This window comes from Myxococcus sp. MxC21-1, from assembly GCF_032612255.1.
Classification (GTDB): Bacteria; Myxococcota; Myxococcia; order Myxococcales; family Myxococcaceae; genus Myxococcus; species Myxococcus virescens.
Genome location: NZ_CP123278.1, coordinates 3,049,753 through 3,074,060 on the forward strand (window position 1 = coordinate 3,049,753; position 24,308 = coordinate 3,074,060).

Below are 24,308 nucleotides of genomic sequence, written 5' to 3' on the forward strand. Positions count from 1 at the left end.
GTTGCTAGAGGTCCTCGTCGCTGAGGACGGTGATGTCCTTCGCGCGAAGTAGCGCCGTGGTGATGCCTTCGCCCGCGCGGAGCTGGCCGGACTCGTAGACTCGCTGGCTGCCGCACGACGGGCTCTTCTCCTTCAGCAGCGCCACCGTCGCGCCGAAGCGTTGTGCCGCTTCGAGCGCGAGCCGGGCGCCCTGTTGGAAGGCCTCCGTCCGGTCGGTGCCCGCGGCGCGCTCCACTGCGACTGCGCGCCCAGCCCAGACGTCGACACCGGTGCCTCCTCGCAGGTCGACGGGAGGGCGCGGCACGGGCAGGCCCGAGGCCACTTCCGGGCACACGGGGATGACGTCCTTGTCCGCCAGCGCCGCGAGGACGCGCTCGGAGCGCTGGGAGCGGCCGTCGTACCGACACGCCTCGCCCAGCAGGCAGGCACTGACCAGCACCACGCGAGCTTCCTGGAGCGCGGTGACTCGTTCGGCCTGTGAGGGCAGGGCGGTCGAGCCTTGCTCGTCTCGTGGGGACGCAGGGCCGCCCAGGGGGCAGGTGGACTGCCGCTCGTCGGCGATCACCCCGTCGTTGGTCAGCCCCAAAGCGGCCTCCAGTGGCTGAACGTCGCCGTCATCCCCTGATGCGGCGCTGGGGAACTCCGGCTCCTCGTCGAACGTCTTCGGTCCGCTCACGCCGGGTCGACCGTCGCGCCGGGATTCCGAAGCGCCAGCTCGCCCACCGTGGCCCGCGCCTCCACTCGCGTGCGGGCCGCGTCCAGCGTCACCTTGCCCGTCACGGCGAGCCGCACGGCCAGCGGGTAGAGCCGGTGCTCCTCCGCGAGGATTCTCGAGCTCAGGGCCTTCTCGTCGTCATCCGGCAGCACCGGCACGGCCACCTGCGCGATGATGGGCCCCGTGTCGGTGCCCGCGTCCACGAAGTGCACCGTGCATCCGGCCACCTTCACGCCTCGCTCCAGCGCCTGTCGCTGCGCATGCAGGCCCGGGAAGGCGGGCAGCAGCGACGGGTGGATGTTCAGCACCCGCCCCGCGTAGTGGCCCAGGAAGTCCGCGCTCAACAAGCGCATGAACCCCGCCAGGCACACCCACTCCACGTTGGCCGCGCGCAGCGTGTCCAGCAGGGCCTTCTCGAAGTCCGCCTTCGTCGCGTGGGCCTTGTGGTCCACCACCTTGGCCGTCACGCCGGCCTTGCGCGCCCGCTCCAGCGCGAACGCGGTGGAGACGTTGGACACCACGCAGGCCACCTCGGCGGGAAAGTCCTCGCGCGCACAGGCGTCCAGCAGCGCCTGGAGGTTGCTCCCGCTGCCGGACACGAGCACGCCCAGGCGGACCCGCTGGCCGCTCATGGGTCGATGACCGCCGTGGCCTCGCCCTGGCCCGCTTCCACGCGGCCGACCTCGAAGGCCTGCACGCCCCGGCCGCTCAGCACGCTCAGCGCCTGGGCGACGTCTTCCTTCGCCACGACGAGGATGAGCCCCAGGCCCATGTTGAACGTGTTGAACATCTCGTCGCGGGCCACGCTCCCCAGCTTCGCGATGAGGTCGAAGATGGGCGGCTTGGGCCAGGTCCTCTCACTCAGCACCGCGCGCGTGCCGTCCGGCAGGCAGCGGGGCAGGTTGCCCGGGATGCCGCTGCCGGTGATGTGCGCCAAGCCCTTCACCTTCACCGCCTGGAGCAGCGCCAGCACGTCCTTCACGTAGATGCGCGTGGGCTCCAGCAGCGCGTCCACGAGCGGCCGGTCCAGGCCCTCGGGCGTCGCGTCCAGGGCCAGCTTTCCGTCGTCCAGCAGCACCTTGCGCGCCAGCGAATAGCCGTTGCTGTGCAGGCCAGAGGAGGAGTCCGATGAGCACGTCACCCGGCTTCACGCTCTTGCCGTCGATGATGGCCGCGCGCTCCACCACGCCCACGCAGAAGCCCGCGAGGTCGTATTCGCCGCGCGCGTAGAAGCCCGGCATCTCCGCTGTCTCGCCGCCGAGCAGCGCGCACCCGGCCTGCTCGCAGCCCAGGGCGATGCCCTTCACCACCTCGGCGGCGTCGTCGACCTCCAGGCGCCCGGTGGCGAAATAGTCGAGGAAGAAGAGGGGCTCGGCGCCGCAGGTGAGGATGTCGTTCACCGACATGGCCACCAGGTCGATGCCCACCGTCCCATGGCGTCCAGCGGCGAAGGCCACCTTCAGCTTGGTGCCCACGCCGTCCGTGCCGGCCACCAGCACCGGCTGCTGGTACTTGCCTGGCGGCAGGGCGAACAGACCGCCGAATCCGCCCACCCCGCCCATGACTTCAGGGCGCATGGTGCGCGCGGCATGGGGCTTGATGCGCTCGACGAACGCGTCGCCGGCCTCGATGTCTACTCCGGACTGCTTGTAGGTCGTTCCCACGGGCGGCCTTCTACCCGGCCCCCGCGCCGGTGTCTCGCATGGCGTGGCGGCTGTCCCACCGGCGCGCACAGAAAAGGGAATTTGACCGGGCGAGTGTGGGCTGATTGACTCCTTTGCAGGATGGGCGCCGAGGAAACCCTCTTTCAACGTTTCGGCAAGGAGTTCCCCCAGGGCACCGAGCTCTTCCGCGAGGGAGAAGCCGGCAAGGAGATGTTCGTCATCCAGGCAGGACGGGTGGCCATCTCCAAGCGGGTCCGTGACGTCGAGAAGGTCCTCGCCGTCCTGGGCCCCGGTGAGTTCTTCGGGGAGATGGCCATCATCTCCAACAAGCCGCGCAATGCCTCGGCCACGGTCAACGAGGACGCGAGGCTGCTGGTCATCGACCCCAAGACGTTCGAGGGGATGATCCGCGGCAATGCGGAGATCGCCGTCCGGATGATCAAGAAGCTGGCCGAACGCCTCTCCGAGGCGGACGCCCAGATCGAGAACCTGCTGCACAACGACCCGGCCAGCCGGGTGGTGCACCAGATCATCCAGGCCTGCCAGAGCCGGGGCCGTCCCCTGGACGAGGGGGTGGAGATCGACTTCTCAGTGCGGGAGCTGCCGCGCCAGATTGGTGTGGGTGAGCCCGCGGTCCGCGCCGTGGTGGACCGGCTGGAGCGTTCCGGCCTGGTCGAGCGGAACGGGGACCGGATGACCGTGCCGGACACGGCCAAGCTGCACGACTTCCTCCAATACCTGGAGATGAAGTGGAAGTTCGGAGACCTCTAGCGTGAAGCTGCGAGTCCTCGGCTGCCACGGCGGCGAGCTACCCAACTGCAAGAGCACCTGCTTCCTCGTCGATGACGTGCTGGCGCTCGATGCGGGGGCGCTCACGGGGACGTTGTCGCTGGATGAGCTGTGCCGCGTGGACCACGTCCTGGTGGGGCACAGCCACTTCGACCATGTGAAGGACCTGCCGCTGATGGCGGACCTGGTCATCGGCCGGCGCGACACCCCGGTCACCATCTACGCCTCGCGCGAGTGCGCCCGGGCCCTGCGCGACAACATGTTCAACAACTCGCTCTGGCCGGACTTCACCCGCATCCCGACGAAGCGCAAGCCCGTGCTGCAGATCAAGACGTTCCGGGCGGGCAGCAGCTTCCAGGTGGGCCCCTACACCGTGCGGAGCGTGCCGGTGAGCCACCCCGTGGAGTCGTGCGGCTTCATCATCTCCAACGGCAAGAGCGCCCTGGCGATGAGCGGCGACACCGGCCCCACGGACAAGCTGTGGAAGGCGCTGAACGAGACGAAGAACCTCAAGGCGCTGCTGCTGGAGACGTCCTTCCCCAACAAGCTCCAGTCGCTGGCCGACATCTCCGGCCACCTCACGCCGCACACGCTGAGCCTGGAACTCCAGAAGTTCGAGCGCAACGGCGCCTCGGTGCTGCTGTATCACCTCAAGCCCGCCTTCGTGTCGCAGCTCAAGAAGGAGCTGGCCGAGCTTCCGGTGGAAGTGCTGGAGCTGGGCGATACCTTCGAGCTGTAGACGCGTCGCGCCATACGGAAGGGTTGACGGCCGAAAGCGGCCGGATTAACCCCGCCCACCCCATGGCCTGGTTCTCGAAGAAGCCGCGCATCGCCGTCGACACCGAACCGCAAGCCGAGCCCCGCCCGTCCCGCATGGAGGGTCTGTGGGCGAAGTGCGAGACGTGCGACGAAATCATCTACCGCCAGGAGTTGGAGAAGAACTGGATGGTGTGTCCGCACTGCGAGCACCACCACTACTGGGCGGCTCGCGCGCGGCTGGCGGCGCTGCTGGACCCCGACAGCTTCGAGGAGTTCGACAAGGAGCTGGAGCCGCAGGACCCGCTCGGGTTCAGTGACTCGAAGAAGTACAAGGACCGCCTGAAGTCCACCCGGAAGAACCTGGGCGAGCCGGATGCCTTCATCTCCGGCGTGGGCCGCATCCAGGGCCACCAGGTGTCGGTGGGCTGCTTCGTCTTCGAGTTCATGGGCGGCTCCATGGGCTCGGTCGTGGGCGAGAAGGTGGCCCGCGTCTTCGAGCGCGCGCACGAGCTGAAGTGCTCCGCCATCGTCTTCTCCGCGTCGGGCGGCGCGCGCATGCAGGAGGGCATCTTCTCCCTCATGCAGATGGCCAAGACGTCGGCGGCCATCGCCCGCTTCCGCACCGGCACGCGGCCGTACATCTCCGTGCTGCTCAACCCCACCACGGGCGGCGTCGCCGCGTCCTTCTCGTGGCTGGGCGACGTCATCCTCGCCGAGCCCAAGGCCCTCATCGGGTTCGCCGGTCCGCGCGTCATCGAGCAGACCATCCGCCAGAAGCTGCCGGAGGGCTTCCAGCGCTCCGAGTTCCTGCTGGACCATGGGATGATCGACGCCATCGTCCACCGCAAGGACCTGCGCGCGAAGCTGGGCCAGATCCTGGGGTTGCTGGGCTGAGCGCGCCTCGGACACCGGAGGAGGCGCTGGCCTTCCTCACGAAGCTCAACCCCTCTGGAATCAAGCTGGGGTTGGAGCGCGTGCAGGAGGCCCTGGCCGCGTTGGGCCACCCGGAGCGGCGGTATCCGGCGCTCCACGTCGCCGGGACGAACGGGAAGGGCAGCACGTGTGCCATGACGGCGGCGTCGCTCCATGCCGCCGGGCACCGCGTGGGGCTCTACACGTCTCCGCATCTGGTGCGCGTCAACGAGCGCATCCGCGTGGACAGCGAGGACATCTCCGACGCGGACTTCGGCCTGCGCATCCTGGAGGTGTTGGAGCGCTACCCCAGCGCCGTGTCCTCTCCCATGACGTACTTCGAGTTCGGCACCATCGTCGCCCTGTGGCACTTCGCCCAGGTGCGCGTGGACGTGGCCGTGCTGGAGACGGGCCTGGGCGGCCGGCTGGACGCCACCACCGCCGCCAGCCCGGTGGTGACGGCGATTACCCCCGTGTCCTTCGACCACATGGAGTACCTGGGCGACACGCTGGCGGCCATCGCCGGCGAGAAGGCGGGCATCCTCAAGCCGGGCGTGCCGTGTGTCGTCGCGCGGCAGGCCCCCGAGGCCTTGGACGCCATCCTTCGCAAGGCCGAGCAGGTCGGGGCCCCTGTGCGGCTGGAGGGGCGTGACTTCACGGGCGAGCGTCAGCCAGATGGCGGCCTGTCGTACCGCGGGGTGACCTGGTCCCTGGATGGGCTGTCCGTCGCGCTGCGGGGGCCCCATCAGCGGCAGAACGCGGCGGTGGCGCTCGCCTGCCTGGAGGCCTTGCAGGAGCGCGGCGTCACCGTGCCGCCCGAGGCCGCGCGTGCGGGCCTGGCGTCGGCATGCTGGCCGGGGCGCCTGGAGGAGGTGGGGCAGCAGCCCATCCTCCTGCTGGACGGCGCACACAACCCGGCGGGCGTGGAGGTGCTGCTCGCGTCGCTGAAGGACCTCTACCCGGGGCGTCGCCTCCACCTCGTCTTCGGCGTGGTGGGGGACAAGGACCGGGGACCGATGATGCGAGCGCTGTTGCCCGAGTGTGCCTCGGTGCAGCTCACGCCTTTGGAGACGCCTCGCTCGCTGGCTCCCGAGGCCTACCTGGCAGAGGCGCGCGCGCTGTGCGCGGATGTGACTGCCTGGCCGGATGCGGACGCGGCCCTTGCCGCGGCGCGCAAGCGGGCAGCCGCGAACGACCTCGTCCTTTGTACAGGTTCACTGTTCCTTGTCGGGATGATGAAGGCTCGCATGTATCGAAACCTTGGCGCGATGCATCAGCCGCCGTAGATTCAAGACATGCGCCTGCCGGACTGGAGAGCCGCCGCGACATCGGGGCCACCCATCCCCTCCATCGACGAAGTCGATTTCAGGGCGCTTTACTCGAAGACGAAGTACGTCGTGGAGACGGCGGACGGCTGGTCGCTGGTCATCACCCGCTACCGTCCTGTGAAGCAGCCTTTTCCGCAACCGTTGTTTGGTGAGCCCCTGCTGCTGGTGCACGGTTTCTCACAGAACCGGCATACCTGGACCAGCGGGCAGTTCGTCAAGAACCTGCTCTTCTTCGGGGTGGACATCCACATCCTGGAGCTGCGTGGCCACGGCAAGAGCTCCATCGCGTTCCAGAAGGAGCGCGCCGAGCGCTTCAAGCGCCCCCTGCCGCCGGACCTCGACTACGGCTGGGATATCGACAGTTACTTCCTCTACGACCTGCCAGCGGCCGTCTCCGGCGTGAAGCGCATCACCCGGCGCGAGCGCATCTTCTACTGCGGCCACTCCATGGGCGGGATGCTGGGCTACGGCTACGCCGGCATCCACAATGACTTCGAAGGCCTCATCACCATCGGCTCCCCGGCGGACCTGGGACGCGGCTTCATGCTGCTGCGCTTGCTGGCGCACGGCGCGCCCATGCTGGTCGGGATGATCGACCTGACGCTCGCCAGCCTCAACGTGGGTGGCAAGGTGGAGGGGGCGGGGCGCTCGCTGCTCGCGCGGGGCGTGGGCGTGTTGAACAAGGGCCTGGGACGCCGGCTGTCACCCCGAGCGCGGCGGACGCTGCGCTTCGACGCGGTGCCGGTGGACATCATCCTCAAGACGCTGGAGCGCCAGCTCGCGAAGGCCGAGGACTCGTCGCTGTATCAACAGCTCACCACGCGGTTGAACCGTCTCATCAATCCGGAGCGGGTGAGCGCGGATGACATCCGCTGGTTGCTCCGGGAAGGTGGAGAGCGGGAGCCGCGCCGGGTGCTGGAGCAGTTCGCGCGGTGGATTCGCCGGGGAGAGATGGTCTGCTACCGCACCGGCTTCGACTTCAAGCGGGGCTTCGGTCGCATCGAGGTGCCCATGGCCATCATCTTCGGGGACCTGGACCCGCTGGCCTCGCTGGAGTCGACGCGCAGCGTGTATCGCGCCGCCAAGAGTGAGTATCTGCTCTGGCGTCCGGTGAAGGGCAATAGCCACATCGAACTGACGATGGGGCATGACATCCGGCAGATTTGCTACGACATCAAGAACCTCATCGAGTACGCGCGGACCCACCGGTATCGCTCGCCGAGCCTTCCGCGGCTCCGCTAGACGCGTCAGGACGGAAAGTTGGAGGCACGCTGGCGCGTGATAGCCTCTACGCTCTTCTGTCAACGTGAAGGGGTGTGGTCGATGAAGCCGTTTGCCGCGTGGCTGCTCGGTGTGGTGCTCGTGCCCTTCGTGGCGCTCGCGCAGGCGCCGGCCACGAACCTGAACACCATCACCGCGGTCCAGGTGAACGGTGGGACGGTGACCATCTCCGGCTCGCAGAAGGCCAACTTCACCACGTTCACCATGACGGACCCGCCGCGGCTCGTCATCGACATCTCCGAGGCCGTCTTCTCCGACGTGCCCGAGGAGATCGAGGTGGGCAATGGCACGGTGACGGCCATCCGCACCGCCAGCTATGGCTCCGAGGCGTCATCCATCGCGCGCGTGCTCATCGGCTACGAGCGCGAGGTGGAGGCAGACATCCAGGCCCAGGGCAACCAGCTCGTCGTCCGCGTCGCGGGCGGCGGAGGTCAAGCCGTGGCGCAGGCTCCGGGCACCGCGCAGCCCCAGGCGGGAAGCAGCGCCGCGGAGGCCGCCGCTGCCGCCGCGGCGGAGCGTCAGGCCCAGGAGAAGGCCGCCGCGGAGGCCGCCGCCGCGGCGCGCGCCGAGCGTGAGGCCCAGGAGCGGGCTTCCGCCGAAGCCGCCGCCGCCGCGAAGCGTGACGCGGAGGCCGAGGCGAGGCGTCAGGACGAGGCTCGGGCCGCCGCTCAGCGCCAGCAGGAGGAGCAGGCTCGGGCCGAGGCGGAGCGCAAGCGCCAGGAGGAGGCTTCGCGTGCCTCGGCGCAGGCCGCCGCCGACGAGAAGCGGCGCCAGGAAGAGTCGGCGAAGGCGTCCGCTCAAGCCGCGGCGGAGGAGAAGCGTCGCCAGGAGGAGGCCGCGCGCGCGTCCGCGCAGGCCGCCGCCGACGAGCGCCGGCCCGGCAGCAGTCCGCCGCCGAGGAGCAGGAGCGGCGCAAGGCCGCGGCTAGGGCCGAGGCCGAGCAGCGGAAGGCCGCTCAGCAGTCCGCCGCCGAGGAGCGTCGTGCCGCCGCGCAGGCCGCGGCGGAGGAGCGCCGGGCCCAGCAGGAGGCCGCCGCCGAGGAGCGCCGTCAGCGTCAGGCCGAGGCCCGTGCGTCTCGGGAGCGCCGCCAGAATCAGGCGGTGGAGCCCTCCCGGCCGAGCAGCTCGGAGGCCTCGGTGTCCTCGCGTCGCAAGACGCTGACGCTGGTGGGGTTCCAGCAGCAGTCGGGGGCCTCGCGCGTGTTCATCCGCACCAACGAGCCGGTCAGCTACTCCGTGTCGGAGCGGGGCCGCTCCGTGGTGCTGGAGCTGGAGAACACCCGCGTGGACGCCAGCAACAACACGCTGCCGCTGGACACGTCCTACTTCGCGACGCCGGTGCTCCGGGTGGACCCGAGCGCGTCCGGGCGGGATGTGCGCATCACCATCCAGCTCCGGCAGTCCGCGCCGTTCCAGGCCCGCCAGGAGGGCAACGTCATTTCATTGGACTTCCAGCGCACAGGCCGGTGAAAAGGGCGGGCCGCTCGGCCTGGGCGCGGCATACCCTGCACCCCTGAATGAGCTTCCTCGTTCCGCTCGCCGCCGCGCTGCTGGTCTCCACCTCGCAGGTGCCACTCGCCACCCCGTTGGCTCTGCCCAACGGTGAGACGGCGCAGCTGGCCGCGGACCTGGTCGTCTACGAAGCGGACACGAAGGTCGTCACCGCGCGCGGCAACGCCGTGCTGCGCACGGAGACGATGCAGCTTCGCGCCGACGAGGTGACGTACGACGAGGTGAACCAGCTCGTCACCGCCTCGGGCAGAGTGATGTTCGTGGGCCCCAGCGGCCTGGCCGCGGTCGCCGACACCGCGAAGATGGATGTGCGCACCTACGAGGCGAACCTCGAGGGCGGCCTCTTCATGCAGAAGCAGGGCGTCACCCAGGAGGCCCTGTTCACGGCGAAGACGCCCCAGGAGCTGCGGGCCATGGGAGAGACGCCCCTCCTCATGAGCGGCTCGCGCATCCGCCGGACGGGGGAGAACACCTTCCTCGTGGAGGACCTGGCCTTCACGCCGTGCAACTGCAGCCCGGGTGAGCCCGGCTGGCGCATGGAGGCCTCGTCGGCCACCGTCGTCCTGGGCGAGCGCGCCACGATGACGCTGCCCGTGGTGTACGTGAAGTCCGTGCCTGTGTTCGCGCTGCCGTGGCTCTACATGCCGCTGTCTCAGCGGCGCACCGGTCTGCTGCTGCCCAAGCCCACCTTCTCCTCGCTCAATGGCTTCTCCCTGGAGCAGCCCCTCTTCATCACGCTGGGGCAGAGCTACGACGTGACGCTCACGCCGGGGTACTTCAGCGGCGGCTACGAACTGCATACCGTTCCCGGCGCCACCGAGCAGGTCCGGGAGCCGCGCTACCTGGGCGTGAAGGGGCCGCGCCTGCTCACCGAGTTCCGTTATGCGCCCAGCGAGCGGACCCGGGGACGGGCGACGTTGGGATTCCTCTACGACCTCCGGCCCATCCGGGATCCGCGCAGCTTCGTGTTCTACCGGCGGACGGAGGGCGGTGTCGCCTCGCCTGAGTTCGTCGACGAGCGGCGAGGCCTCCGGGGCGAGGCGTCGTGGCAACACACCCAGGACATGGGGGGAGGGTGGCACAACCGGGTCGACGCTTCGTTCGTCTCGGACGGCAACTACACCCGCGACCTCACGGCGGACCTCGTCACCCGCGAGTTCACCTACCTGCGCAGCACGGGCACGGTGTTCCAGCGCCAGGACGACCTCTATGCGGGCCTCGACGTGGCGCTGCGCCAGGACATCCGGTGGGGGTATCGCTTCTTCCAGGACAACCGCATCCCGGCGGCCACGGACCCTTCGCGCCCGGACCTGAAGGGCCCCACCACGTTCCAGCGCTTGCCGGCCATCACCCTGGCCCTGCCCGAGCGGCCCGTGCTGGGCGGAATCATGGGGGGGCTGTCGGTGCAGTATCTGCGGCTCGCGCCCCTGCGAGGCGGGTACGGCGACGAGGGCATCGACGGCATCTTCCGGGCCGACGGGTTCCATGTCCCGTTCGGCTCTGCCGGGTGGCCGTTTCCCGCGGACACCACACAGTCCGATGGCATCTTCAATTCGAACGACCGCGAAGCCCGCGACCGCGTGGACTTCTTCCCCCGCCTGTCGACGTCCTTCGCTCTGGGCAGTCTGATGCGCGTGTCGCCCTCCCTGGGCATGCGCCAGGACGTGTGGCTGGGCGAGGTGTCGGGCCGGACGTGGCAGCGGGGATACCCCATCGCCGGGCTGCTGCTCGAAAGCCAGGTGGCGCGCGTCTTCGAGGGACGTGAGACGAGCTTCCGCCATGCCATCACCCCTTCGCTGGAGCTGCGCTACGTGCCGGGCGGGTGGGGCCGGCTTCCCTCGGCCGGGGCCTCCGGGGAGGACGTGGCTCGCCCCTATGACGAAGTGGACGCCGCGGTGCCGTTCCAGAGCGACGGCCGCACCCGGGGCTTCCTCCACGCGGTGCTCGCCGTGGACCAGACGCTGCGCTTCAAGCGCGGCAACGACATCCGCGAACCGCTGCGCCTGCGCATCGGACAGGGCTTCGACCTCACCCGACACGTGCCCGCGGCGGGGAAGGTGGACGACCCGGGGCCCGTGCTGCGCGACACCTTCGCCCGCCTCAGCGCCACCGCCGGAATCTTCACGGCCGCGGGCACCGTTCGCTACGACCCCAACGCAGGCCGCATCTCCGGGCTCTCCGCGGAGGTGAATGTCGACAACGGCAAGGGGCACGCCGTGTACGCGCGCTTCGATGACCTGCTGTGGAGCGGCGGAGATGCGCTCAACCGCGGCGCGGATCCCCGTTCCGTGGGACCCGATGTGCTCCGCCGCTCGCTGGATACCTTGGTAGGCGGGCTATCCCGAGTAGAGCCCGGCTTCCCTCCGGCCGAACGGGCTCAAGCCCTCATCGCGGGTACGCGTTTGAAGCTCGGATTTGGGCTGGGAGTGCGGTACGAAGCAATTGTGCAACCGCTTTACCAGGATCTAGTAACTCAAGAAAATCGCCCTCTTGCTCAGCAGACATTCGGCCTCTCGTATGGGCCTGCATGCGACTGCTGGCGGGTAGAGGGGGTGGTGACGTTGCGGCGAGAGCTGGGGCTGGAATTCTCCGGCATCAACCTCATCGTGGCGGATTTCGGATCCTTTGGTTCCGGAGGCTAGGAATCACCAGCGGTAGGTGGTGGTTCCTCCAACCCCGAAACAGCCAGGAGAAGTACTTCGTGTCGGACCTCGGAAAACGAATTGGGCAGCGCATCCGCGAGCTTCGGACACAGCGGCCGGAGCGCTGGACGCAGGAAGAGCTCGCTGAGCGGGCGCAGATCAGCGTGTCGTTCCTTTCCATGATTGAGCGTGGCGAGCGTGTCCCCCATGTGGAGACGCTGGCGGCCCTGGCCAACGCCCTGGGCGTGAGCCTGGGCGAGCTCTTCACGGGAACGGAGCAGACCCTTGCTCAGACGGAGGACCTCCTGCGGCCCCTGTCTGACTTCGCGCGCGCCCGTGGCCTCACCGCCCGGGACGTGGACCGTCTGCTGGGCGTGGCCCGGGTGATGTTCAGCGGCACCGCCGCCTGACGTTGCCCCCTGGGATTCCAGGCCCTGGACGCAAGAGGGCGCCGGTCCACCTGTCCTGTCCTTGACTGGACGGTAGGTGGCCCGGGAAGATGCGGAAGATGCGCTGTGCGCTGCTCGCGTACAGCCCGCTTCCTTCATCGCCTTCAAGGAGTTTCCACTGATGCGTCCGGGTCTGGCCCCGTGGGTGGCCTTCGCGAGCCTGCTGTTTGTCGCATGCTCGCCGTCGGCCCCCGCCACACTTGAATTCGTGGACCAGTCACCGGCTCAGCCGCGACTGGGAGAAATCACCACGCTGCGCTTCCGCGCGGTGGACTCCCGAGGCCAGCCGCAGGCGGGTACGCCGGTGTCCTTCACGCTGGAGTCCCCCGTTCCGGGCGTCGAGCTGTCGCCCACCGAGGGTGTCACCAACACGGGTGACGGCATCGTGTCCGTGCAGATGACGGCGCGCGGTGGCCGGGTGGCCTCCGCCGTGGTCATCGCCACCGCCGGCACAGGTGCCGAGATGAAGCGGGCGGTCTCGCCGGTGGTCAGCTTCGCGGGCACCAACTCGAACTCGCGTCAGTTCACCTTCCAGTGTGGCTCGTTCTCGGGTGACGGCTCCGGTCTGCACCACGCCGTTGGCGCCTGGGACGAGACGCGCGCCCTCATCGCGGGCGTGAAGGTCCGGTGCATCGCCCACGTGGGCGATCGCAACGGTGACGGCGTGGTGGGCGCCCAGGTGTCCTTCCTCACGGAGGCGGGCACCATCGGTCCCAGCGCCGTGTCCGTCACCGACGTGGTGGGCAACGCGGAGGTCCTCTACAAGACGTCCCTGCCGCTGCCGCAGGACGTGGAGCCGGGCATCTTCACCTGGAACCCGCAGAAGGACGCGACCCACACGGGCGAGTACCTGGCGCCGCTGTGGATGCACCCCTTCCTCTGGGACGAGAACCCCATTGCCGCCTACGGCAACGCCGCGCAGCCCCAGCAGGACCGTCCGGAGCCGCGCCGTCCGGACCCCATCCGCCCCGGCATCGTCCTCAACCCGCGTGACAACCTGGTCTCGCTGATCGCCATCACCAGCGGTGAGGAGGCCTTCGACGACCTCAACAACAACGGCGTCTGGGACACGGGCGAGCCGTTCGAGGACCTGACCGAGCCCTTCGTCGACAACAACGACAACGGCACGTGGGACCCGGGCGAGCGCTACGTGGACACCAACGGCGACGGTCGCTGGACGGGCAAGAATGGCCAGCACGACGCCAGCACGCTCATCTGGGTGCAGGAGCGCATCCTCTGGACGGGCATGCCCCACGCGCTGGACAAGGACCAGACGCAGCGGCAGCTCGACCCGCTGCCCAACGCGCCGCCGCCGCTCATCAGCCACTTCGGTGGCATCTCGATTTCGTTCATCGTCTCCGACCCCTGGTACAACCGCATGGCCCAGAACAGCGGCAATGACGGTTGCAGTGGCGGCGCGTCCGGCCCCGTCACGGTGTCCCCGGCCAACACGGGCATCGCGCTGACCTACCCGTCCTTCAACTTCGAGACGTACCTGGTCCGCGATGCGCACGAGCCGCCCGCCGAAGGCCCCCCGCCGCCGGTCTTCAACCCCCCGGTTGAATGGAGGGTGACGCCCATCTGCAAGTACACGGCGGCACAGCTGGAGGGCCACGAGGCCATCGTCCAGGGACCCGTCGTCCGGGGCACCGTGGAGTAGTCTCCGTCGTTTCGCCGGGCGGGCCCACGAAGGCATTGACCCCAGGGCCCGCCCTCCGTAGGTTCTCCGCTGGTTGACTGGCGAATCACCCGCCGGTGGAGGACAACCGTGGGTCAGCAGAGCAAGCCGGCGGTGGAGAGTGGCACGCGCGAAAGCGAGCGCCGCCGCACCATCCTCCGCGCGGCCATCGACGTGTTCGCGCGCAAGGGCTACCACGGCTGCCGCATCGCGGACGTGGCGAAGGAGGCCGGCGTCGCGTACGGGCTCGTCTACCACTACTTCAAGAACAAGGATGAGCTGCTCGAGACGGTGTTCGACACCGGCTGGAGCGGCTTCGTCACGCGCGTGCGCGCGGTGGTGGAGGGCGAAGGCCCGCTGGCGGAGAAGGTCCGCGGCATCGTCGAGGTGGCCTTCGAGGCCTACCGGGTGGACCCGCGCGCGGTGAAGGTGCTCATCCTGGAGATTGCGCGCAGCCCGGCGGGCTCGCGCATCAACCGGCAGACGGCCTTCGTGGATGCCATCCGGCTCAGCTCGGCGCTCTTCAACGCCGCGCAGGAGCGGGGCGAGCTGCGGACGGGGTTGGACCCGCACCTGGCCTCCGCGCTCCTCTTCGGCAACATCGAAATGGCGCTCACCGCCTTCGTCGTGGGGTTGGCCGACGCGCGCGACCCCGACGCGCTGGAGCGGGCGAAGTCGCAGATTGCCGACTCCTTCCTTTACGGCGTCCTCACGGGGGCCCAGGCAGCGGAGGTGTCCGAATGGAAGCCGGAGAAGTCCGCTACGAAGTCCAAGGCGCCCAAGCGCTCCTGACCATTGACCGGCCCAAGGCCCGCAACGCCTTGTCCCCGGGGGTGGTGCGCGAGCTGATGGCCGCGCTGGAGCGGGCCGAATCCGACGCCTCGGTGCGCGTGGTGGTGCTGACGGGCGCCGGTGAGAAGGTCTTCTGCGCGGGCGGGGACCTGGGAACCCTGGCCGGTGATGAGGGCTTCCTGTCCACGCACGAGGGCCGCCGTTCCTATGGGCGACTGCTGGCGCGCTTCCAGGAGCTGCGCAAGCCCACCGTGGCGCGCGTCAACGGACACGCGCTGGCGGGTGGCCTGGGGCTGGTGCTCGCGTGTGACCTGGCCGTCGCCGTGGAGGGTGCTGACCTGGGCACGCCCGAAATCGACGTGGGCCTCTTCCCGATGATGATGATGGCGCTGCTCCAGCGTCACCTGGGCCGCAAGCGCGCGCTGGAGCTGGTGCTCACCGGAGACCGGCTGCCCGCGCGCGAGGCGCTGACGTTGGGGCTGCTCAACCGCGTGGTGCCGGCCGCGGAGCTGGACGCCGCGGTGGGCGCGCTCGCCGGAAAGCTGGCGGGGAAGAGCCAGGCGGTGCTGGCGTTGGGGCGCCGTGCCTTCTTCACCGCCGAGGACCTGCCGCTGCCCGCCGCGCTGGAGTACCTGGCCTCGCAGCTGTCGCTGAACGTGCTGGCGGACGACGCGGGGGAGGGCATCTCCGCGTTCCTGGAGAAGCGTCCCCCGAAGTGGAACGATCGCTGAAGCCGGTTACGGCGTGCCCAGCTCGGCGTTGCCGCCCCGGGCGACGCTGGGCGGCAGGTGCGGGAAGAAGTCCAGCTTCAGCAGGCGCTCTCCGTCCACCCACAGCCCGTCCACCTTCACGCCCCAGTGCAGGTGCGGGCCGGTGACGCGGCCGGTGCTGCCTACCGTGCCCAACAGCTGGCCTTGCTTCACCTGGGTGCCCAGCTTCACGTCGATGCGGGACAGGTGGAAGTACGCCGTGTAGAGCCCCGCGCCGTGGTGCACCAGCACGGTGTTGCCCGCCGCGTAGTTGTCGCGCGCCATCACCACCGTGCCGTCGTTGGCGGCCTGCACGGGCGTGCCCGGGTCCCCGTCGATGTCCACGCCGAAGTGCTGACTGGACAGCTTTCCGTTGAAGGTGCGGCGGTCGCCGAAGGGCGCGGTGATGCGGTCCGCCCTCGGCCACGCGAAGTTCTGCGCGAAGTGCGGCGCGCTGAAGTCCTGGGCGAAGGCTTCAGCGAAGGCGCGGCGGTCCGCGGCCATGCGCTTGCGCACCGACGCGGGCGGCTTCACGTACTTGCCGGCCACGCGCAGCTCGCGAGACGGGTAACCGGACTCCACGACGTCCAGCGTGCCCGTCAGCTCCACCTGCGGCGCTCCCGGCGTGACGGGGCCCATGGCCGTCACCTTCGCCGCGCCGGGCGCCATCTCCACCGGCAAGCCGGCGACGGCCAGATAGCCTTCACCCCAGGGGAAGAAGCGCAGCGCGCGTCCAGCGAGCGTGCCGGTGGGAGGCGCCGTCATGCCGCTCACCGTCACCAGCACCGGGTCTCCCGGCTTGGCTGTGCCGGGCTGGAGCGTCAGCTGCGGAGGGGCCTCCAGGGAAGCGTCCTCGCTGGTCGTGCGCACGGGGACCGAGGCGGTTTCGGCCGCACCGGCCTTCGCTCCAAGTGCGAGCAGGGCGAGGAGCAGGAAAGGGGACTTGGAATACTTCCGGCCGGGTGCGTGCGAAGGCATGGGCCGTTTTTACACCACGTCGCGCGCAACTCTTCCCGGAGTGTGGTGTTGCGCCGCCGGACGCCTGCTCCGTCCCTCGAAAGCGCTCGGCCCGTCGCCTGGGTGGGATGATGGCCGCACGCCTCCTCTGCGCGGAGCCGACGTTAGAGGTTGTCGGTACTTGGACGACGCATCTTGTCCGCGTACCGCCTGCCTGGCTGCAGGGCAGGCGGGCCACCAGGGCGCATTCCGTCAAGGCGTACCCGGGGGACTGGGGGCTTCCTAGCTTCTGAACGGACTCGTTGATTGGGAGATTCGCGGATGCCTCGTCCCTATAGCTTTGACCACTACCAGGTTCCGAAGACGCTGCCGGCGCCGAAGCGAAGCCTGCGTCGGCAGGACAAGGCGCGGCTGGCCCATTCCAAGGCGCATCCCGAGGCCATGGAAAGCCACGAGGGCGTTCACTACGGCAAGCGCTTCGCGGAGACGGAAGAACTCTACATCGCGCATCAGATGGAGGCGCAGTTGGAGGAGCTGGCGCGGCCCGAGCCCGACGCCAAGTTCTCCCACGGCCCGGAATTCAAGGCGGCACGTGGCACGTCGAAGGGCAAGGCGCGCACGGCCTCCGCGCCTGTCGTGGGAGGAACGGCGCCGATTGGCGCGCTGCCCCCCACGCGCGAGCAGCCGCCGCGCGGGCGGCTGCCGGAGATTCGCGACGAGGCGGAGCACCAGCTCCAGGCCCTGCGGGGGCCTGGGCGACGCCGTCAAGGCCGTGTCCCGGCTCATCCTGCTGCCCGTCACGGTCGTCCGCATGGCCGCGGGCCGCATCCTTCCCCTGTCCTGATTGGGTGAGCGACGCGCGTGGAGCTGAGGCTCGTTTCGTACAACATCCATAGTGGTATCGGAACGGACGGCCGCTTCGACCTGGGCCGCGTGGGCGCGGTGCTCCGCGAAGTGGACGCGGACATCGTCGCTCTCCAGGAGGTCGGCGACTTTCGCGCGGTGACGCCTCGGGAGGACCAGCCCGAACACCTGGCGGACATGCTCGGGCTGCACATGGCCTTTGGCCCCAATGTCGTGCGCAACGGCCGGCGCTACGGCAACGCCATCCTGTCGCGGTTGCCCATCGTCAAGTCGAAGAACTACGACTTGAGCGTGGGCCGCCGCGAGCCTCGCGGCGCGCTGCGCTGCGACCTGGACATCGGGGGCGGGCGGCAGCTCCACGTCTTCTCCCTCCACCTGGGCCTGCGCCTGGGTGAGCGGCGCAGGCAGGAGGCGCTGCTGTTGTCCTCGGACATCCTCCGCGATGCCGCGCGGAAGGCCCCGTTGGTGGTGTGTGGAGATTTCAACTACTGGGGGAATGGCCCGGTGCCCTCGCTGGTGCGCCAGGCCATCCACGACGCGGCGCTGGAGCTCGGCGCGCCCGCTCGCACGTATCCCACGCGCCTGCCCCTGCTGCGCCTGGACCGCATCTTCGTGGACGCGGGCGTGCGCCCGCTGTCCATCCATCCTCACCGCACGGAGTTGAGCCGGGTGGCGTCTGACCACCTGCCCCTCGTGCTGCGCTTCGAGGCCCCCATCGCCGTGGAGCCTTCCGTCTCTCCTCCTGTGCAGCTCATCGGGTAGACTGGGCGGATGGGCCGACGCGCGCGTTCACTGGCCGACGCTTGCGTGCGCCGGACAAAAACTCCGTGACGTGGTTGTCGCGGAACAGGTGCATGCCTAGGTTGGCCCGCACCTGAGAGGCCGTATGCGTCGGCCGGAGAGCGCATGCACGTGGGAAGTGAACAGGCAGAGCGCGGGATTTCCGCGCTCGTCGGGCGCATGGCCGACGGCTTCAGCCGGCTGGTGACGCAGCACCTGCAGCTGGCGCGCATGGAGCTGGCCGAGGACGTCAAGGCCACGGGCCTGGACGTGGCGATGATCGTGGCCTTCGTGCCCTTCATCCTCGTGGGTTATGGCTTCGTGTGCGCGGCGCTGGCGGCGTGGCTGTCCACGTGGTTGGGATGGTCCGGAGCGCTGGCTGGAATCGGCCTGCTGAACCTGGTGGGCGGCGCGGGCGGCGCGATGTGGGCGGTGAACCGCCTGAAGGCGCGCCGGATGATGGATGATACGTCGCAGGAGCTCTCGCTCAGCGTGGCCGCGCTCACCAACGCCGCCCCCAGCGCATCCGTGAATGCGCTCCAGGGGACGAACCGTGAACTCTTCAAGGAGCCCCCGCATGGCCGGTAGCAATGGACAGCCCAAGGCCTACAGCCCCCGCAGCAGCGCGGACCTGCGTGCCGAAATCGAGCGCACGCGCGCCGAGCTGGCCACGTCCGTGAGTGCCCTTCGCGAAGAAGTGGCCGTGGCCGCCGACTGGCGCCAGTGGGTGAGCCGCAATCCCTACGCGTGTGTAGGCGCGGCGTTCGTGGTGGGCCTGTGGTTGGGCTCGCGCGATTGACGACTGCCGTAGTACCCCCAATTGAGGAGATGGCTTCGATGGAGATGAATCCGCAGCAGATGGCCGACAAGGCGCGTGAGCTTCAGGACCGCGTGGTGCCGCAGATTGATGAGGCCCGTCAGAACATCGTGGACCTGAACAACCGCGTGGTGAGCTTCATCCGCGCCAATCCGGGCACGTGCCTGCTGGGCGCCGTGGCCGTGGGTTTCCTCGTCGGACGCATTGCCTCGCGCCGCTGAAGACGCGCGCTGGAACCACACGAGAGGGTGAACGCATGACGACGTTTCCAGGTGCATCGGGCAATGGCATGCCTCAGGACCCGCAGGGCGGCGGCTTCGGGCAGCGAGTGGACCACATTGGCAGCGACGCGCAGCAGCTCTGGTCCGACGCGCGCGGCGCGGTGACGGACTTGGGGCAGACGCTGGACCTGCGGGGGCGCGTGGAGCGCAACCCGTACGGGATGATGGCGGCCGCCGTGGGCGTCGGCTATCTGCTGGGCGGCGGGCTCTTCACGCCGCTGACGGCGCGCATCCTCCGGCTCGGCGTGCGCCTCGCGGCGCTGCCACTGGTCAAGGATGAGCTGTTGGGCATGGCGGAAGCGGCCTTCCAGGGCTATCAAACTGGACGTGGTATGGCTGGTCCGGGCCCGCAGGGCTCCGCCTCGGCGAACGCCACTTCCGCAGGCACTCCTCGCCCGCCGACGTACTGAGGCCGGGCTTTCCTCCACCCCACAACCCCCGGAGTCTCAAATGGTGAACTTCAACAACCTCAAGAAGCTGGACAAGGACGACCTGCTGCACCTGGTGGGCCTGGAGACGCGTCGGGACACGGTGGACACGCTCCTGCCCGTCGTGGGCGCCTTCGCCGCGGGCATCCTCGTGGGCGCGGGCCTGGGCCTGCTGCTGGCGCCCAAGCCGGGCAACCAGCTGCGCGATGACCTCCGTCAGCGCCTGCACAGCGGCCAGGAGTACCTGTCCAACGCGGTCGGCCGCTCCTCCGAGGGCGCGGCGCAGACGGGCCCGCAGGGCACCGTGTCTCGCACCGCCTGATTCGCGGCATCCGCCGCACACGGCCCCGGACGGGGCCAGGGGCCTCCATTCGCGCCGGCAACGGCCGCGGGTGGGGGCCTTCCCGTTTGGAGCCGGTTAGAGTCCACGGCCGTGAGCGAGACGACGCAGGGTGGGATGGTGAAGCACGCCGGGGCCAGCGAGAGCGTGAGCCCGGACGCGGCGCTGGCGCGGCTGCGCGCGCTGGAGACGCTGGAGTCCGGGTATGAGGCGTGGCTGGAGCTCCAGGTGGAGCACGCCGCATCGCGCCTGCGCTTCCGTGAGGAGCGCGAGCGGCTGGAGCAGCAGGGCTCGTTCCTGCTGGGCGCGGTGCGCGCCGCGGGGCTGACACCTCCGTCGGGCGCCGAGCCCGCGCTGGTGACTCCGCCCGCCGCTTCAGGGGACTTCCTGCGGGACGCGGAGGACAAGCTGACGCAGGCCCGCGACGCGCTTGCCCGGCGAGAGGCGGAGAGCGAGGCGAAGCATGCCGAGGCCTTCGCGGAGATTCGGGCCACGCTCAAGGACCGCGTCCAGCGCTACCTGAGCGCGAGCCGCCCATCCCTGACGTTGCTGCTGCGCCGTGTGGGAACGGAGCGCGCGATTCTCCATCTGGAGCGCGTGTCCGGAGACACGCCCGTGCTGCTGTGCTTCCTGTTCGCGGCCAGGATTCCGTCCCGGTACGGCTTCCTGCTGGATGACGCGACCGAGGACGTGTCGCTGCCGCCCGCGCCGCTCTATGCCGACGCGGGCGTGGCCGCGGACGAAGTGCGTCCGGACGCGGTGGGGTTGGAGTCGCGCGTGCGGGGGGCAGGGGAGGTGGTGCCGCTGAAGGGCTTCCTCCCCGTGTTCGTTCCGCGCCCTTCGGGAGGCGAGGACTTCTTCCGGCTGCTTCAGCGGGGCGTGGTGCTGGAGGTGGAGGTCGCGGACGGGACGGCCTTCCGCAACGTCCTCTCCCGCGAGGAGTCCGAGCGCTTCGCGGGGCACCTGCTGCGCCTCAAGCTGGAAGGGCGCATCGGGCTGGACATCGAAGTGGGCTGACGCGCCTCGCGCCGGTGGGGCCGTCCTAGCGCGTGCGCACGACGCCCACCTCGGCGGTGCCCGCCAGCAGCGCGCTGCCGAGGAACAGGTTGCCGGATTCGGCGCCGCCCATTCGCACGGCGTGGAAGATGACCAGGTAGGTCTGCTCGCGCTCGGGGAAGGCGGTGCCCGGAATCGTCACGCGGGCCTCGCGGTACGGGCCCGGCAGGCCCACCAGTTGGAGGAACTGGACCGGCGTGGAGGGCAGGTTGGTGTACGTCGGCTCGCCCTGCGCGCCCTCGGCGCTCAGGGGCACCACGGTGACGAAGCCGAGCGTGCGGTCCGTATTCGCCGGGGGCGCCGGCCGGTCGAAGGACAGGGGCGTGCTCGCGTCGATGCGCAGGAAGCCTTCGGGCGGGTGCAGCGCGGCGATGGTCTCCTTCATCGGCGCGTCGTCCACCTGGCCCACGTAGCGCGTGCCACCCCGGTTCGCGATGAACTGGTAGGTGGCGCCAGGCTGGTAGGTGAAGTCGGAGGCGCCCACGCTGGTGCGGCGGTAGTTGCCGGAGCCCTCGTCCGCGAGCGCCGTGGCCTCGCCACCCACCGGCTGCACCGTGATGTCGGCCCCCGCCGGCCGGAGGGCTGCGAGTTCTCACCCGTCTTGCTGCCAAAGAAGACGACGGCGGCCGTCTGCGCGGGCAGGGCGAGCACGTCGCCACCGTCCGGGCTGAAGGTGCCCGCGTCATAGCCGGCCAACGCGGAAGCGGAGACCTCCACCTCCGGGGTGGAGAGCAGCGTGCCGACCATGACGTGGTCGGCGGTGAGCTGCTCCAGGTCGCAAGCCAGGAAGGCGAGGGAGGAGGCGGCGAGCGCCGCGGACACCAGGGTGCGTTTCATGGGAGCACGAGCATAGCAGGCCCCCCGCAACGACGACCGCGCGCGGGCCCATCTCAGGGTATCCTCCGGACCACCCGTGCAAGGTCACCGCGTTCACTCCGCAGGCCGGCGCTTCCTGAAGCGGCTTGGCGTCTCCCTGTTGATGGCCCTCCTCTTTGGAGGCGTGCTGGGGCTGCTCGTGTACCTGCGCCCCACGGGCCTCGTGCCGCCCAAGGACCCGCCGTCGGCCTGGGTCCCCTCCGCGGCGGTGGATGCCGCGCAGGCCTGGCTGGAAGGCTGGGAGCGTGTCACCTACGACTGGCGCGTGCGGGAGCTGGGCGAGCGCTCCGAGCGTCCCGACGAGGCCGTCGTCATCGCCATCGACGACGAGACGCTGGCCGAGGCCCGCCAGGATGTGCGCCCTGGCGTCGCCACGCAGCCCTGGCCGCGCCAGCTCGTGGGCCGCATGGTGCACCGGCTGGTCCAGGAGGGGCGCTGCTGGTGCTCGTGGACCTGCCCTTCACGGACCTGAGCCCCAACGCCTGCGCCGAAGCCTCGTCCGCGTCGGCCTCGTCGCTCTCCTGCGACGACGCGGCCTTCGCCGCGCAGCTGGCGAAGGACCCGGGCCGGGCGCTGCTGTCGTTCACCTGGGAAGCGCAGGGGCCCCGGGTGCTGCCCCCGCCAACCGCCTGTGGCCGTACCGCGTGAAACTGGGCGTCTATGACGCATCCGAGGCGGCCTCCCTGCGCGCGCAGGCCGTGCTCGCGGCGCAGCGCCCGGCCTTCATCATCCCCGCGGGCAGCCAGGTGGAGGTCTGGGGCGGCGCCACGGACGAAGCGGACGGCAGGGCGCTGGGCTCGCGCCTGGGCGCCACCGCGCATGTCCTCGAGGAGCGCCGCGCCGCGGACGACAGCTACCGCGTGGGCCCCACGGAGCTCTTCATCGCGCTGGCGGAGGTCCAGGTGGAGGGACTGGACGCGGCGAAGCTCATCGAGCTGCGCCAGTTCAGCACCCCGTGGTTCCGCTGTTGAGCGGAAGCGCGGGGTTTGGTGCGTCCACGCTCGTGGCGGGCCGGGACGGGCGCGTGCGCGCCGTGGCGCACCTCATGAGCTACACCGTGCGCGGCAAGCGCCACATCCTGCCGTCGCTGCCCCTGGCCGCGGCCATGCGGCTCGCCGGTACTCGCTCGCTCCGTTACGCGGACGGCAAGCTGCACGTGGGGGACCAGTACGCGTTCCCGATGAGCGACTCGGGCCTGAGCCTGCTGCGCTGGGATGCACCCAACGCGGGCCGGGGCTCACGCGGCTCGCTGGCGCGCTCCATCCGCGCGTGGAACGTGCTCCTCAACGTCTTCGACGTGGCGGACGAGCGCCCCGCGCGCTTCGAGAATGACCTGGAAGGCCGCACCGTTGTCCTCACGCGGACCGCCGGCGAGTCCGCGCACCTGCGTTCCACGCCCCTGGGGCCGGAGACGCCGGGGGCGCGATTCTGGGGCAGGCGCTGGCCAATATCCTCCGTTCGGAGGGCATCACCCGCGCGGCGCCAGATTTGGACCTGCTCCTCACGGTGGGGCTGGCCTTCCTCGGCGCCTTCCTGGCGCTGTCGCTCAGCTTCCTGCTGCGCTCGGTGCGCGGCGCCGTGCTCTACGTGGGCTTCCTGGTGGCGGCGGCCGCGGGCTACGCCTTCGGTGCCGCGTACGTCTTCGTCGAACAGCGGCTGTGGGTGGCCATGGCCGGGCCGCTGCTGGCCATGGTGGGCGCCTTCGTCGCCACCATTCGCTACGCCTACGGGACGGAGCGGCAGATTCGCGACTTCGTGCACAACGCGCTCGGCCGCTACGTCAGCCCGGACGTGGCCCGCCTGGTGGCGCGGGACTTGAGCCTGATGCGCCCCGAGCGCCGGAAGATGTCCGTGTATGTCTGTGACATCGAAGGCTTCACGCGGCTGTCGGAGAGCATGCCGCCCGAGCAACTGGTGGGCCTCTTCAACGCGTACCTCACTGAGATTTCCGCGGTGGTGCGGTCCACGGCGGGGCAGGTGGACAAGTACATCGGTGACTCGGTGCTGGCCTTCTGGGGCGCGCCGGTGCGCACGGACCGCCACGCACACCTGGCATGCGAGGCGGCGCTGAAGATGCGGGAGGTGCTGACCGAGCGTCAGTCCGCCTGGGAGAAGAAGTACGGCCACCGCCTCAGCTTCCGTGCGGCCGTGGACACCGGGGAGCTGGTGGTGGGCGACCTGGGCAGCGAGATGAAGTCCAACTACACCGTGCTCGGAGACGCGGTGGGGCTGGCCTCGCGGCTGGAGGCCATCAACAAGGTGTACGGCACCTACGTGCTGGCCGGAGACACCACCGCGCAGCTCGCCAGCGGCAGCTACGTCTTCCGCGTGGTGGACCTGGTGCGCTTCAAGGGCCGGCCGCAGCCGGTGCGCGTGCATGAGCTGGTGGCGCGCCGCGGAGAAATCACGCCCCGCATGCAGGAGCAGCTCGCGCTCCACGAGCAGGCCCTCACCGCCTACCACCAGCGCCGCTTCGCGGAGGCGCATGCCCTCTTCGAGCGCGCTTCACACGCGTACCAGGACACCGTCGCTGCGCTCTACGCCGGCCGCTGCGCCCGCTTCCTCGTCACGCCGCCGCCCGCGGACTGGGACGGCGTGCACGGCTTGGAGGAGGGCGAGCCCACCGCCGCTGCGGCGTGA

25 protein-coding genes and 2 pseudogenes are annotated in these 24,308 nt (G+C 69.9%); 21 read left to right on the plus strand and 6 right to left on the minus strand.

Going from position 1 to position 24,308, the window contains the following annotated elements; all coding sequences use genetic code 11:
* Positions 1-4: 4 nt before the first annotated feature.
* The 3 genes and pseudogenes from QEG98_RS14115 to purM all read right to left on the minus strand — a co-directional run bounded on the left by QEG98_RS14115 (position 5) and on the right by purM (position 2,379).
* A complete protein-coding gene (locus tag QEG98_RS14115) occupies positions 5-676 on the minus strand; it encodes a DUF523 domain-containing protein (protein ID WP_316567070.1) in 672 nt (223 codons plus the stop codon).
* Positions 673-1,347, minus strand: coding sequence for a phosphoribosylglycinamide formyltransferase (gene purN, locus QEG98_RS14120; protein WP_316567071.1), 675 nt, complete (start codon positions 1,345-1,347; stop codon positions 673-675). Before purN ends, QEG98_RS14115 begins: the two co-directional genes overlap by 4 nt.
* A pseudogene (purM, locus tag QEG98_RS14125) lies at positions 1,344-2,379 on the minus strand (phosphoribosylformylglycinamidine cyclo-ligase). The gene purN and the pseudogene purM overlap by 4 nt, the downstream one beginning before the upstream one ends.
* 120 nt (positions 2,380-2,499) lie before the next feature.
* Between purM and QEG98_RS14130 the strand changes: the two are divergent.
* The 12 genes from QEG98_RS14130 to QEG98_RS14185 all read left to right on the plus strand — a co-directional run bounded on the left by QEG98_RS14130 (position 2,500) and on the right by QEG98_RS14185 (position 15,251).
* Complete coding sequence (locus QEG98_RS14130; protein ID WP_316567072.1) at positions 2,500-3,150, plus strand: Crp/Fnr family transcriptional regulator; 651 nt, start codon at positions 2,500-2,502, stop codon at positions 3,148-3,150.
* 1 nt (position 3,151) lies between these two features.
* Positions 3,152-3,907: a 3',5'-cyclic-nucleotide phosphodiesterase gene (locus tag QEG98_RS14135; RefSeq protein ID WP_316567073.1), complete on the plus strand. Its 756-nt coding sequence runs from the start codon at positions 3,152-3,154 to the stop codon at positions 3,905-3,907.
* Positions 3,908-3,969: 62 nt separating this feature from the next.
* The gene (accD, locus tag QEG98_RS14140; protein ID WP_090489023.1) at positions 3,970-4,821 is read left to right on the plus strand and encodes an acetyl-CoA carboxylase, carboxyltransferase subunit beta; all 852 of its coding nucleotides are present in this window, start codon (positions 3,970-3,972) and stop codon (positions 4,819-4,821) included.
* Between the two features lie 71 nt (positions 4,822-4,892).
* Positions 4,893-6,125, plus strand: coding sequence for a folylpolyglutamate synthase/dihydrofolate synthase family protein (locus QEG98_RS14145; protein ID WP_316567074.1), 1,233 nt, complete (start codon positions 4,893-4,895; stop codon positions 6,123-6,125).
* A 9-nt stretch (positions 6,126-6,134) separates the two neighbouring features.
* On the plus strand, positions 6,135-7,409 hold the full coding sequence (locus QEG98_RS14150) for an alpha/beta hydrolase (protein WP_316567075.1): 1,275 nt from the start codon (positions 6,135-6,137) through the stop codon (positions 7,407-7,409).
* Positions 7,410-7,490: 81 nt separating this feature from the next.
* A complete protein-coding gene (locus tag QEG98_RS14155) occupies positions 7,491-8,609 on the plus strand; it encodes an AMIN domain-containing protein (RefSeq protein WP_316567076.1) in 1,119 nt (372 codons plus the stop codon).
* On the plus strand, positions 8,585-8,917 hold the full coding sequence (locus QEG98_RS14160) for an AMIN domain-containing protein (RefSeq protein ID WP_316567077.1): 333 nt from the start codon (positions 8,585-8,587) through the stop codon (positions 8,915-8,917). The genes QEG98_RS14155 and QEG98_RS14160 overlap by 25 nt, the downstream gene beginning before the upstream one ends.
* A gap of 47 nt (positions 8,918-8,964) precedes the next feature.
* On the plus strand, positions 8,965-11,601 hold the full coding sequence (locus QEG98_RS14165; protein ID WP_316567078.1) for an LPS-assembly protein LptD: 2,637 nt from the start codon (positions 8,965-8,967) through the stop codon (positions 11,599-11,601).
* Between the two features lie 59 nt (positions 11,602-11,660).
* Entirely contained in the window at positions 11,661-12,011 is a 351-nt protein-coding gene (locus QEG98_RS14170; protein ID WP_002634858.1) for a helix-turn-helix domain-containing protein, read from the plus strand.
* Positions 12,012-12,171: 160 nt separating this feature from the next.
* Positions 12,172-13,710, plus strand: a complete 1,539-nt coding sequence (locus QEG98_RS14175) for a hypothetical protein (RefSeq protein ID WP_316567079.1) — start codon at positions 12,172-12,174, stop codon at positions 13,708-13,710.
* A 108-nt stretch (positions 13,711-13,818) separates the two neighbouring features.
* Positions 13,819-14,520, plus strand: coding sequence for a TetR/AcrR family transcriptional regulator (locus tag QEG98_RS14180; protein WP_316567080.1), 702 nt, complete (start codon positions 13,819-13,821; stop codon positions 14,518-14,520).
* On the plus strand, positions 14,469-15,251 hold the full coding sequence (locus QEG98_RS14185; protein WP_316567081.1) for an enoyl-CoA hydratase/isomerase family protein: 783 nt from the start codon (positions 14,469-14,471) through the stop codon (positions 15,249-15,251). The genes QEG98_RS14180 and QEG98_RS14185 overlap by 52 nt, the downstream gene beginning before the upstream one ends.
* Before the next feature lie 6 nt (positions 15,252-15,257).
* Here the strand turns inward: QEG98_RS14185 and QEG98_RS14190 are convergent, their stop codons facing one another.
* On the minus strand, positions 15,258-16,247 hold the full coding sequence (locus QEG98_RS14190) for a M23 family metallopeptidase (protein WP_316567082.1): 990 nt from the start codon (positions 16,245-16,247) through the stop codon (positions 15,258-15,260).
* 300 nt (positions 16,248-16,547) lie between these two features.
* Between QEG98_RS14190 and QEG98_RS14195 the strand changes: the two genes are divergently transcribed.
* The 8 genes from QEG98_RS14195 (at position 16,548) to QEG98_RS14230 (ending at position 20,753) form a co-directional block, all read left to right on the plus strand.
* A complete protein-coding gene (locus QEG98_RS14195) occupies positions 16,548-17,078 on the plus strand; it encodes a hypothetical protein (protein WP_316567083.1) in 531 nt (176 codons plus the stop codon).
* Positions 17,079-17,087: 9 nt separating this feature from the next.
* Complete coding sequence (locus tag QEG98_RS14200; protein ID WP_316567084.1) at positions 17,088-17,852, plus strand: endonuclease/exonuclease/phosphatase family protein; 765 nt, start codon at positions 17,088-17,090, stop codon at positions 17,850-17,852.
* Positions 17,853-17,996: 144 nt separating this feature from the next.
* Positions 17,997-18,458 carry a phage holin family protein gene (locus QEG98_RS14205; protein WP_090489007.1) on the plus strand — a complete coding sequence of 154 codons (462 nt, stop codon included), beginning with the start codon at positions 17,997-17,999 and terminating at the stop codon, positions 18,456-18,458.
* Positions 18,448-18,669 carry a DUF3618 domain-containing protein gene (locus QEG98_RS14210; RefSeq protein WP_011552784.1) on the plus strand — a complete coding sequence of 74 codons (222 nt, stop codon included), beginning with the start codon at positions 18,448-18,450 and terminating at the stop codon, positions 18,667-18,669. Before QEG98_RS14205 ends, QEG98_RS14210 begins: the two co-directional genes overlap by 11 nt.
* A 38-nt stretch (positions 18,670-18,707) precedes the next feature.
* The gene (locus QEG98_RS14215; RefSeq protein ID WP_090489004.1) at positions 18,708-18,908 is read left to right on the plus strand and encodes a hypothetical protein; all 201 of its coding nucleotides are present in this window, start codon (positions 18,708-18,710) and stop codon (positions 18,906-18,908) included.
* 35 nt (positions 18,909-18,943) lie between these two features.
* Positions 18,944-19,378 (plus strand): hypothetical protein, encoded by a 435-nt coding sequence (locus QEG98_RS14220; RefSeq protein WP_090489002.1) that lies wholly within the window; start codon positions 18,944-18,946, stop codon positions 19,376-19,378.
* Positions 19,379-19,418: 40 nt separating this feature from the next.
* Positions 19,419-19,718, plus strand: a complete 300-nt coding sequence (locus tag QEG98_RS14225) for a YtxH domain-containing protein (protein WP_090489000.1) — start codon at positions 19,419-19,421, stop codon at positions 19,716-19,718.
* A gap of 111 nt (positions 19,719-19,829) precedes the next feature.
* The gene (locus QEG98_RS14230) at positions 19,830-20,753 is read left to right on the plus strand and encodes a hypothetical protein (protein WP_316567085.1); all 924 of its coding nucleotides are present in this window, start codon (positions 19,830-19,832) and stop codon (positions 20,751-20,753) included.
* 25 nt (positions 20,754-20,778) lie between these two features.
* Here the strand turns inward: QEG98_RS14230 and QEG98_RS14235 are convergent, their stop codons facing one another.
* On the minus strand, positions 20,779-21,276 hold the full coding sequence (locus tag QEG98_RS14235) for a hypothetical protein (protein ID WP_316567086.1): 498 nt from the start codon (positions 21,274-21,276) through the stop codon (positions 20,779-20,781).
* Positions 21,174-21,629 carry a hypothetical protein gene (locus tag QEG98_RS14240; RefSeq protein WP_316567087.1) on the minus strand — a complete coding sequence of 152 codons (456 nt, stop codon included), beginning with the start codon at positions 21,627-21,629 and terminating at the stop codon, positions 21,174-21,176. Before QEG98_RS14240 ends, QEG98_RS14235 begins: the two co-directional genes overlap by 103 nt.
* Positions 21,630-21,771: 142 nt before the next feature.
* On the opposite strand from QEG98_RS14240, the pseudogene QEG98_RS41880 reads away from it, so the two are divergent.
* A pseudogene (locus tag QEG98_RS41880) lies at positions 21,772-24,308 on the plus strand (CHASE2 domain-containing protein).